This window comes from Pedobacter sp. 05L430 (assembly GCF_056397585.1).
Window position 1 is genome coordinate 1 of sequence record NZ_JBFTNT010000424.1, and the last position, 2,663, is coordinate 2,663.

The following is a 2,663-nucleotide window of genomic DNA, read 5'->3' on the forward strand; positions in this document are numbered from 1 at the left end:
GCATTAAAGCCCTACCATATCATGCAGGCTTAGAACCAAAGGTTAGAGCCGATACTCAGGATAGATTCCTTATGGAGGATGTAGAGGTTATTGTAGCCACTATCGCCTTTGGTATGGGAATCGATAAACCGGATGTGCGTTTTGTAATTCACCATGATATCCCTAAAAGTATGGAAGGTTATTACCAGGAGACTGGGAGGGCCGGACGCGATGGAGGAGAGGGAATTTGTATTGCTTTCTACGCTCAAAAGGATGTAGACAAGCTGGCCAAGTTTATGAAAGATAAACCGGTATCTGAACGCGAAATAGGTACTCAGATATTAAAGGAGGTTATTGATTATGCTGAATCCGGCGTATGCCGAAGAAAGCAGATCCTTCATTACTTTGGAGAGAACTTTAATGAGACCGGTTGTAATTGCATGTGTGATAACTGTAAGAAACCGAAAAAACTATTCGAAGCAGAAGAATCTTTGATGGTTCTGTTAAAGCTGATTAAAAAAATAGGAGAGAAGTTTGATGATGCCCACATCCTAAGCGTTATTTTAGGTAATGAAACTGCTCAGACAATTGCTTATGAACACAGTAAGCTTCCTGAATTTGGTTTAGGAGTTGTTGAGGGAGAGAATCATTGGAAATCACTTATCAGGCAAGCGGTATTAAATAATTTCTTATCTAAAGACATAGACAATTACGGTTTACTTGGGTTAACCAACGGCGGATTAAGCTTTATTGAAAATCCATATGCACTTAAGTTTGTCCTAAATGAGCCAATTGAAAGTGCAGCTGATGATGACGAAGATGATGTTAAGCATGGCAGCGGAGCGGTAGATGCTCAGTTACTGCAGTTGCTGAAAGATCTGAGAAAGAAAATAGCTAAACAAAAGAATGTACCTCCTTTTGTAGTGTTTCAAGATCCGTCTCTTGAAGAGATGTGCACACATTACCCAATTTCGATGGACGAGCTAAAGCAAATCTCGGGAGTTGGTCATGGAAAAGCGCTTAAATTTGGAGGATCTTTTCTTGAGCTTATCAAAAAATATGTAGAGGATAATGATATCGAGCGTCCTATTGATCTGATTATTAAAACACAGGCCAATAAATCACAGCTTAAAGTATCGATTATTCAGAATATAGACAGAAAAATTGGCCTTGAAGATATTGCAAAATCGAAGGGTATCACATACGATGATATTCTAAAAGAAGTAGAAGCAATTGTAAACTCTGGCACCAAGCTAAATCTTAGCTACTTTGTAGATGAAGTGATAGATGAAGACCGCCAGGATGAAGTATTTGATTATTTCCAATCAGCAGAAAATGATTCAATTGATGAAGCATTAAGAGAACTTGGAGAATCAGATTATTCTCGTGAAGAAATACAGCTGATGCGTATTAAATTCATGTCAGAACTAGGTAACTAACAATAAAAAACAACAATGATCAATTTCCCTTTAGATAATTTCAAAAATCAGGAATCAGGTAATTTCTTTTTAATGGCAGGGCCTTGTGCCATAGAAGGCGAAGAAATAGCCATGCGTATAGCCGAAAAGATAGTTGCAATAACGGATAAACTACAAATACCATATATTTTTAAGGGTTCATACCGCAAAGCTAACCGCTCTAAAGGTGATTCTTTTACTGGAATTGGTGATGAAAAAGCACTTAAAATATTAGAGAAAGTAAGTAAAACCTTTGGTGTACCAACGGTAACGGATATTCATGAAAATGATGAGGCAGCTATGGCTGCTGCTTACGTTGATGTGTTGCAGATTCCAGCTTTTTTATGCAGACAAACCGACTTGTTAATCGCAGCTGCCAAAACAAATAAGGTTGTAAACGTTAAAAAAGGACAGTTTCTATCCGCCGGATCAATGAAATTTGCTGTAGAAAAAATAGTAGAGGCGGGAAATAATAAAGTGATCCTTACAGATAGAGGCAATACTTTTGGCTACCAGGACCTTATTGTAGATTACCGTGGTTTGCCCGAAATGCAATCTTTTGGAGTACCTGTTGTTATGGACTGTACGCATTCATTACAGCAGCCAAATCAAAGCAGTGGTGTAACCGGAGGTAAACCGGCATTAATAGAAACAATTGCTAAAGCTGCAATTGCGGTGGGAGCTGATGGTTTGTTTATTGAAACACATCCTGATCCGGCAAATGCAAAATCAGATGGTGCTAATATGCTGCATCTCGATTTGCTCGAAGACCTTTTGGTTAAACTAATTAGAGTAAGAAAAGCGATTATTTAATCGCTTTTTTCTGTTAAAGCTTACTGATAACAAAAGAAGTCCTCCTGTTCAGCTTTCTATTTTCTTCAGTGCTATTGGATGTAATAGGTTTCGATTCACCGTACCCTTTGTAAGTTAAGCGCTCAGCCGCTATTTTATGTTCTAAAAGGTAATCATAAACCGCTTTGGCACGCTGCATAGAGAGTTTTTCGTTGTCCTTTACATTTCCAACATCATCAGTATGTCCCTGTATTTCAATGCTAATATTGGCATTGTTATTTAAAAGATCTACAAGTGTAGTTAATTCGGTAACTGATGCGGGTAGCAAACTATACTGGTTGGTGTTAAAGAATATGTTTTTCAATATTACATTGGTACCTACCTTTAGTTTTTCCAGCAAAATCTTCAGCAGAAAGGGTTTGTTAGTATAGGAAC

The 2,663-nt window shown here is 37.9% G+C and carries 3 protein-coding genes; 2 read left to right on the top strand and 1 reads right to left on the bottom strand.

Going from position 1 to position 2,663, the window contains the following annotated elements:
- Together AC1DG9_RS25885 and kdsA are read left to right on the top strand one after the other, a co-directional pair.
- Positions 1 to 1,418 (top strand): HRDC domain-containing protein (locus AC1DG9_RS25885; protein WP_477635548.1); only part of this gene is annotated, 1,418 nt, incomplete at its 5' end.
- 15 nt (positions 1,419 to 1,433) lie between these two features.
- On the top strand, positions 1,434 to 2,249 hold the full coding sequence (gene kdsA, locus AC1DG9_RS25890) for a 3-deoxy-8-phosphooctulonate synthase (RefSeq protein ID WP_288883327.1): 816 nt from the start codon (positions 1,434 to 1,436) through the stop codon (positions 2,247 to 2,249).
- A gap of 13 nt (positions 2,250 to 2,262) precedes the next feature.
- On the opposite strand, the gene AC1DG9_RS25895 is transcribed toward kdsA, so the two are convergent.
- Positions 2,263 to 2,663 (bottom strand): OmpA family protein (locus AC1DG9_RS25895; protein WP_477635549.1); only part of this gene is annotated, 401 nt, incomplete at its 5' end.